General features: G+C 71.8%; 8 protein-coding genes. 6 read left to right on the top strand and 2 right to left on the bottom strand.

Annotated elements, in window-relative coordinates:
- Positions 1 to 160: 160 nt before the first annotated feature.
- Complete coding sequence (locus AOZ53_RS30630) at positions 161 to 991, bottom strand: AraC family transcriptional regulator (protein ID WP_231690369.1); 831 nt, start codon at positions 989 to 991, stop codon at positions 161 to 163.
- Between the two features lie 106 nt (positions 992 to 1,097).
- On the opposite strand from AOZ53_RS30630, the gene AOZ53_RS30635 reads away from it, so the two are divergent.
- Positions 1,098 to 1,382 (top strand): hypothetical protein, encoded by a 285-nt coding sequence (locus AOZ53_RS30635; RefSeq protein ID WP_054435734.1) that lies wholly within the window; start codon positions 1,098 to 1,100, stop codon positions 1,380 to 1,382.
- Here the strand turns inward: AOZ53_RS30635 and AOZ53_RS30640 are convergent.
- Positions 1,372 to 2,370: a CAF17-like 4Fe-4S cluster assembly/insertion protein YgfZ gene (locus AOZ53_RS30640; RefSeq protein ID WP_054490742.1), complete on the bottom strand. Its 999-nt coding sequence runs from the start codon at positions 2,368 to 2,370 to the stop codon at positions 1,372 to 1,374. The two genes, AOZ53_RS30635 and AOZ53_RS30640, sit on opposite strands and share 11 nt — an antisense overlap.
- 157 nt (positions 2,371 to 2,527) lie before the next feature.
- Between AOZ53_RS30640 and mltG the strand changes: the two genes are divergently transcribed.
- The 5 genes from mltG to AOZ53_RS30665 form a co-directional block, all read left to right on the top strand.
- On the top strand, positions 2,528 to 3,664 hold the full coding sequence (mltG, locus tag AOZ53_RS30645; RefSeq protein WP_054490743.1) for an endolytic transglycosylase MltG: 1,137 nt from the start codon (positions 2,528 to 2,530) through the stop codon (positions 3,662 to 3,664).
- Positions 3,661 to 4,284: a dTMP kinase gene (tmk, locus tag AOZ53_RS30650; protein ID WP_054476673.1), complete on the top strand. Its 624-nt coding sequence runs from the start codon at positions 3,661 to 3,663 to the stop codon at positions 4,282 to 4,284. Before mltG ends, tmk begins: the two co-directional genes overlap by 4 nt.
- On the top strand, positions 4,281 to 5,330 hold the full coding sequence (holB, locus tag AOZ53_RS30655) for a DNA polymerase III subunit delta' (protein ID WP_054490745.1): 1,050 nt from the start codon (positions 4,281 to 4,283) through the stop codon (positions 5,328 to 5,330). Before tmk ends, holB begins: the two co-directional genes overlap by 4 nt.
- 76 nt (positions 5,331 to 5,406) lie before the next feature.
- Positions 5,407 to 6,177 carry a TatD family hydrolase gene (locus tag AOZ53_RS30660; protein ID WP_054435743.1) on the top strand — a complete coding sequence of 257 codons (771 nt, stop codon included), beginning with the start codon at positions 5,407 to 5,409 and terminating at the stop codon, positions 6,175 to 6,177.
- Between the two features lie 40 nt (positions 6,178 to 6,217).
- Positions 6,218 to 6,800, top strand: a 583-nt coding sequence (locus AOZ53_RS30665) for an ankyrin repeat domain-containing protein (RefSeq protein ID WP_197286549.1), incomplete at its 3' end; no start/stop codon positions are given.

The raw sequence follows: 6,800 nt of genomic DNA on the forward strand, positions 1-6,800 counted from the left end.
CTGGAACCCCGGGCCATGCGGCCGCCGATGGCGCCGCGGCCGATGCCGCGCCGGCCAAGCCGGCGCGCAAGACCGCCCCGCGCGCACGCCGTCCGCGCAAGGCCGCCGACGCCGAGTAAACCGGCGCGTGGGCACGGGCCGGCGCCACGCCGCCGGCCGTTCAATCCCCCACCGGACCCCGGCCGTCGTAGCGGCCGGGCGTGACGCCGTATTCCCGCTTGAACATCGCGATGAAGGCGCTGACGTTGTCATAGCCCGATTCCAGCGCGGCGGCCGTCACGCCTTGGCCGGCCGCCAGTATTTCCTGCGCCCGCATCAACCGCGCGCGCTGACGCCACGCCCCCAGCGACAGGCCGGTCTCGGCCAGGAAGCGGCGCGCCAGCGTGCGCGGCGCCATGCCGATCGTGTCGGCCCAGGCGGCCAGCGGCCGGGTATCGGCCGGCGCGTCGGACAACGCCAGCGCCAGGCGCTGTAGCCGCGGGTCGCGCGGCAGCGTCAGGCCGTCGCCGGCGCGCGGCAGGGTGCGGATCTCGTCGCGCACCACTTCGGCGATGCGGCGCTGGGCGGCGTCCCAGACCGTATCCGACCAACCGGCGGCGCGCTCGACCGCCGCCAGCAGCAGCGCCGACGCCCGCAGGGCGCAGGGCGCCGCCGGCAGGTCGGCGCAGGCCGCGGGGCTGAGGTAGACGCTGTAGCCCGCGTACGGGCCATGCGAACGCAGCCCGTGCGGGCAGTCGGGCGGAATCCAGATCGCGTGCGCGGGCGGCGCGACCCATTGGCGGTCGCCGGCCACCACCGTCAGCAGCCCGCGATACGCGCCGAACAGCTGGCCGCGCGCGTGCCGGTGCGTGGCGGTGTGGCGCAGCGCCGCGTCCTGGCGCCGCACGGCCAGCAGGGGCGGCCCGTCGGGCGCGGCGGCCAGGTCGGGGGCGATCAGGGGCGAGGCGGCCTCGGCGGGCGTCGGGGGCGGGCAGGGGCGGCGCATGGACATGGCGGATCCAGGTTGGCACAAACACGGTATTGATTGTCGAAATTACCGCAGATTTGCCGAGCGGGGGCGACTATCGTGAGCCTGTGCCCATCGACAGGAGAACATCATGCAAGCACAGGACTTATTGCCGGACGACCGCAATGCCGCCCAATTCGAGGGCGTGACCGTGCGCAAGGGCACGGTCGGCGCCTTTCTGCTGAACGCGCGGGTGTGGTGCGACGCCGACGCGGCGCCGGCCGCGCGCGAGGTCGCCGCCCGCGACATGCGGGAGGCCTTGCCGGCGCTGCGCGCGCTGGGGCTGTTCGAGGTGCTGGAAGTGCGCGATCCGGCGCTGCGGCGCTGGCTGGACGCGGCCGGGGCCGCGTCCGCCGGCGGCGAGGTTACGGCGTGATGGAATAGGGCAGCGGCGCGGCGGCGATGCGCGGGCCGTCGGCCGCGCCCAGCCGCAGGTCGCCCTCGGGCAGCGCGGCCAGCGTGGTCTCGAACAGCACCGACACGCCGTCGTCGCCGCGGGCCGCGTCGACGATGCGGCCGGTCGGCTCGCCCGGCTGGGTGGCGTCGAACACGTCCTGGCCGGCCAGTGCGGCATCGGCCACGCCGGCATCGACGATGGTGCCGAACGCCATGCGGCGCTTGACGGTGCCGCGGTAGTGGCTGCGCGCCACCACTTCCTGGCCGGGATAACAGCCCTTGGTAAAGCTGACGCCCTGGATCAGGTCCAGGTTGACGGTCTGCGGAATGAAGACGTCCTGGGTCGCCGTGGTGATCCAGGGGATGCCGGCGGCCAGGTCGGCCGCGTGCCATTGCGCGGCCGGGATCTGCCCGAGCACGGCGGCCAGCGGCGCGGCCACGGCCAGTTGCTCGTCGGACGCGATCCACCACCAGCGCGCCACGGCGCCGGCCGCGGGCGCGGCGATCCAGGTGCCGGAGGGCAGCTCGGCGCGTTGCCAGGGCGTGCGCGGCAGGGCGCCGGCGGCCGCTTCCAGGGCGGCCAGCTGCGCCGGGTCGGCCTGCACGCCGGCCACGTGCAGCGCGGCGGGGGCCAGCTTGACCTTGGCGCGCAGCACGAACATGGACAGGCGCTTGATCAGCGCCGCGGCCAGGTCCTGGCGCACCAGGGCGTACAACTGCGGGGCGTCCTCGGCCGGGGCGGCGCCGCGCCACATCACCAGGGTCGCCAGCAGGCGGCCCTTGGCGGTGCAGTAGCCGGCCAGGCGGGCGGCATCGGCGGGCAGGCCGGTGACGTCCTGGGTCAGCTGGCCGTGCAGAAAGGTCAGCGCGTCGGCGCCGCTGGCGCTGAAAACGGCGAAATCGTCCAACGGCGCCAATTGCGCGCAACCTTCGGCGCGCGCCGGGATCGAAGAATGGAAAGCATGCATGGCTGCGTGGGCCCGTGACTCGTCATCAAAGGGTTGATGATAGCTGTGTTCTCATCCTGGCAGGCCGATGCCCGCGCAGGGCAAAGGGGCGCGCGACGCGCTCCGGCCCTCGTTTTGCGCCGACAGGTCCGCGCGATCCATTAAACTTCCCAGACTTATGAAGAAGCGACTCCGTTTTTACGTCCTGTGGTCATTCCTGCTCATCGTGCTGGCCATCGCCGCGACCGTCGGCGCCGCCTGGCACTGGATGCATCGACCCATTCCTCTGTCGGCCGACAGGATCGATTTCGTGGTGGACCCGGGCAGCAGCCCGCGCACCGTCGCGCGCGCGCTCAACGCGGCCGGCGTGCCGGTCTGGGAGCCGGGTTTCGTCTGGATGGCGCGCCTGACCGAGCAGGACAAGCTGATCAAGGCCGGCGGCTACCAGGCCATCAACGGCGACACGCCCTGGCTGCTGCTGGAACGCATGGCGCGCGGCGACATGACCCAGCGCCAGATCACCTTCCTGGAAGGCTGGACCTTCCGCCAGATCCGCCAGGCGCTGCGCGAGAATCCCGACGTCAAGCAGACCCTGGGCGACATCAGCGACGAAGCCCTGATGGAGCGCCTGGGCTCGGACATCAAGCATCCGGAAGGCCTGTTCTTCCCCGACACCTACATCTTCACGCCGGGCAGCTCCGACTACGACCTGCTGCGCCGCGCCTACCAGGAAGGCCAGCGCATCCTGGACGACACCTGGGCCAAGCGCCAGGCCGACCTGCCGCTGTCCACGCCCTATGAGGCGCTGGTGCTGGCGTCCATCATCGAGAAAGAAACCGGCCATGGCCCGGAGCGCCGCCGCGTCTCGGGCGTGTTCACCAACCGCCTGAAGATCGGCATGCTGCTGCAGACCGACCCCACCGTCATCTACGGCATGGGCGACGCCTACCAGGGCCGCATCCGCAAGCGCGACCTGCAGACCGACACGCCCTGGAACACCTATACGCGCCCGGGCCTGCCGCCCACGCCGATCGCCGCCGCCGGCCGCGCGGCGCTGCTGGCCGCGGTGCAGCCCGAGCAGCACAAATTCCTGTTTTTCGTCTCGCGCGGCAACGGCACCAGCGAGTTCTCGGTGAACCTGTCCGAGCACAACCGCAACGTCTCCCGCTACATCCTGGGCCAGACGCCGGCGGCCCGCCCGGCGCCGGCGGCCAGGCCCGCCGCGTCCGCGCCCGCCGCCGCGCCGACGCCCGAGACGGCACCCACTTCCACGCCGGACGACGATCCGGCGCCAGCACAAGGACAAGAACAATGACCTCACGCGGACGCTTCATCACGCTGGAGGGGGTCGACGGGGCCGGCAAGAGCACGCACACCGAGTGGATCGCCGAGTTCCTGCGCGGCCAGGGCCTGGAGGTGGTCTCCACCCGCGAGCCCGGCGGCACGCCGCTGGGCGAAAAGCTGCGCGCCCTGGTGCTGACCGACCCGATGGGCCTGGATACCGAGACCCTGCTGATGTTCGCCGCCCGCTGCGAGCACCTGCACCAGGTGATCGAGCCGGCGCTGGCGCGTGGCGCCTGGGTGGTCTGCGACCGCTACACCGACGCCACCTACGCCTACCAGGGCGGCGGCCGCGGCCTGGGCGCCGCGCGCGTGGCCGCGCTGGAAACCTGGATGCAGGCCGGCCGTCCCGACCGCACCTGGCTGTTCGACGTGCCGCTGGCGGTGGCGCGGGCGCGCCTGGCCGACGCCCGCGAGCCCGACCGCTTCGAGCGCGAAGGCGCCGCCTTCTTTGAACGCACGCGCGCCGCCTACCAGGCGCGCGCCGCGGCCGAGCCCGACCGCATCCAGGTGATCGATTCGACCCGCGCCATTCCCGAGATCCGCGCCGAGCTGGAAGCCGGCTTGCGCCAACTGGTGGCGGCCCGGCCATGAGCGCGCCCCAGTTCCTGCCCTGGCAGATGGAGACGGCGCGGGCCTGGCTGGGCAACCGCGAGCGCTTCGCCCACGCCTGGCTGGTGCACGGCCTGGCCGGCATCGGCAAGCTCGACTTCGCCAATGCCGCCGCCGCCAGCCTGCTGTGCGAGACGCCGCAGGACGGCCTGGCCTGCGGCCATTGCGCCGCCTGTGCCTGGTTCGCCAGCGGCAACCACCCCGACCTGCGCCGCATCCGGCCCGAGGCCGTGGCGGTCGAGGAGGGCGCCGACGCCGCCGAGGGCGCGGAAGAGGCCGAGCCGGCCGCGGGCGCGGCCAAGAAGGCGCCGTCCAAGGAAATCCGCATCGACCAGATCCGCTCGCTGGAATCCTGGTTCAACACCGCCACCCACCGCGGCGGCTGGCGCGTGGCGCTGCTGTACCCCGCGCACGCGCTGAACGTGGTGTCGTCCAACGCCTTGCTCAAGGTGCTGGAAGAGCCGCCGCCGCATACCGTGTTCCTCTTGGTGGCCGACGCGCCCGACCGGCTGTTGCCGACGCTGGTGTCGCGCTGCCGCCGCCTGCCGCTGCCGGGGCCCGATCCCGACACCGCGCTGCAATGGCTGCGCGACCAGAACGTGGAGCCGGCGCGCGAATGGCTGGCCGCCGCCGGCGGCGCGCCGCTGGCCGCGTTGCGCCTGGCGCAGAACGCCGAAACCGCCTGCCCGCCGTGGCTGACCCAGTTGGTCGGCCCGCTGGCCAAGGGCCAGACGCCCGACGTCGGCACCCTGGCCGAGGCCCTGGAAAAGGCCCCGCCGGCCGAGTGGATCGACGCGCTGCAACGCCTCTATACCGATCTGATGCTGGCCGCCGCCGGCGCGCCGGTGCGTTATTTCCCGGCGCTGGCCGCCGTCGTGGCCGAGGTCGCCGCGCGCATGAACACGGCGCGCGCGGCCGAGGCCGCGCGCTGGCTGACGCGCCAGCGGGCGCTGGCCACGCATCCCTTGAATGCCAAGCTTTTCGCCCACGCGACGCTGCAGCGCGTGGTGCTATCCTGCCAGGCGTAACCTGCCGCGGCGCGGCGACGGATCCGGCCTGTCCGGGCCGCCGTCCAGACGCCGCGCCTTTCCTCATCCAAGTCTCATGTACGTCGATTCCCACTGCCATTTGAATTTCCCCGAGCTGGCGGCCGACCTGCCCGCCATCCTCGAACGGATGGCCGCCAACCAGGTGACCCACGCGCTGGTGGTCAGCGTCAACATGCCCGAATGGCCGGGCCTGATGTCGCTGGTCGAGCCGCAGCCGAACCTGTGGGCCTCGGTCGGCGTGCACCCCGACTACGAGGACACGCCGGACCCCGAGCCCGAGGAGCTGGCGCGCCTGGCGGCCCACCCGAAGGTGGTGGCCATCGGCGAGACCGGGCTGGACTACTACCGCCTGTCCGAGCCGCTGGACTGGCAGCGCGAGCGTTTCCGCCGCCATATCCGCGCCGCCCGCGACACCGGCCTGCCGCTGATCGTGCACACGCGCTCGTCGGCCGAGGACACGGTGCGGATGCTGCGCGAGGAGCGCGCCGCCGAGGTCGGCGGGGTGATGCACTGTTTCACCGAGACCTGGGAAGTGGCCCAGGCCGCGCTCGACCAGAATTTCCACATCTCGCTGTCCGGCATCGTGACGTTCAAGAACGCGCATGTGGTGCACGAGGTGGCCGCCAAGGTGCCGCTGGACCGCCTGCTGATCGAAACCGACTCGCCGTACCTGGCGCCGGTGCCGTACCGGGGCAAGCTCAACGACCCGTCCAAGGTGATCCACGTGGCCGAGAAGATCGCGGATCTGAAGGGCATCAGCGTGGCCGAGGTGGCGCGTGCCTCAACGGAAAATTTCTTTAATCTTTTCAATAAGATAAAGAAATAATATAACGTTAATTATTTAAAGTAATTTATCAGGATTGCCCATGGCTGCCAGCGCTGCGTTCTCCCGTCACCGCCTCGTCTCGCACTGCCGCAGCGCACTGCTGGCGTTGTGCGTCGCCGTTTCGACGCCGGCGCTGGCCCAGGCCGCCAATCCGTCGGATTGGTGGGTCTATGTCGCCAACGACTACCCCGACGAAATCAAGGACCTGCTGGCGCAGGGCGCCGACCCCAACGTGCGCTACCGCAATGGCCAGCCGGCCCTGATGCGCGCCGTGGTGGACGGCGCCTGGAAGGTGTTCGACGTGCTGGCGGCCAACCCGCGCACGGACGTCAATGCCGAGAACCCGGCCGGCGAGACGCCGCTGATGTACCTGGCCATCGCCGGCCAGACCGACCGGGCGCGGGCGCTGATGGCGCGCGGCGCCCAGGTCAACCGCCTGGGCTGGACGCCGCTGCACTATGCGGCCTCCAAGGGCCAGCTGGCCATGGCCAGCCTGCTGCTGGAACGCAAGGCGATGGTGAACGCGCCGGCGCCCAACGGCGAAACGCCGCTGATGATGGCGGCGCTGTCGGGCAACAAGGCGATGGTCGAGTTGCTGCTGAAGGCGGGCGCCGACGTCACCA

It is taken from the genome of Achromobacter sp. 2789STDY5608621 (genome assembly GCF_001299375.1).
Taxonomy (GTDB): Bacteria; Pseudomonadota; Gammaproteobacteria; order Burkholderiales; family Burkholderiaceae_B; genus Achromobacter; species Achromobacter insuavis.